The organism is Xenorhabdus bovienii (assembly GCF_024721015.1).
GTDB classification, from domain to species: domain Bacteria; phylum Pseudomonadota; class Gammaproteobacteria; order Enterobacterales; family Enterobacteriaceae; genus Xenorhabdus; species Xenorhabdus bovienii.
Genome location: NZ_JANAIF010000314.1, coordinates 1 through 509, shown reverse-complemented (window position 1 = coordinate 509; position 509 = coordinate 1). Strand labels below are relative to the sequence as shown.

At 56.6% G+C, this 509-nt stretch carries 1 pseudogene; it reads left to right on the top strand.

Annotation, left to right across the window (positions count from 1 at the left end):
• Positions 1–509 (top strand): annotated as a pseudogene (locus NXS07_RS20760) (phage tail tape measure protein); the annotation flags it as partial.

The following is a 509-nucleotide window of genomic DNA, read 5'->3' as shown; positions in this document are numbered from 1 at the left end:
GGCGGCGGGCTGACCGCCTTATTTCCTGCATTGGGGGGATTGTCAACAAGGTTACGGGGGCTGCTGCCTTCCCTCGGCGGTGTCAGTCGCAGCGTGACAGGCTGGGGACCCATTTTTAACAATGCACGTACCGCCATAAGCGGGCTGGTTTCCCGAGGGTTTGCCACGCTGATGAAGGGGGCCGACTTTGCTAAGCGCGGCTTGCTGATGGTGTTCACCCAGCCCATGACGGCCATCACCATGCTAGGGAATGGCATTAAAGGATTGGCTACCGGGGGATTAGGCGCCTTGCGCATTGCCTTTCAGGCGGCTTTATCTGTGATTGGGGGCGGACTTTCCTTATTATTTAGTCCGCTGGGGCTGTTAATTGCCGTGATTGTCGTGGCGGCGCTGTTGATCTGGAAATACTGGGAACCCATCAAAGCGTGGTTTTCGGGGTTTTTCAGTGGATTGATGGAAGAGATAGCCCCTATTCGTGACACCCTTGCAGCGGCTTTTGCGCCGTTCGC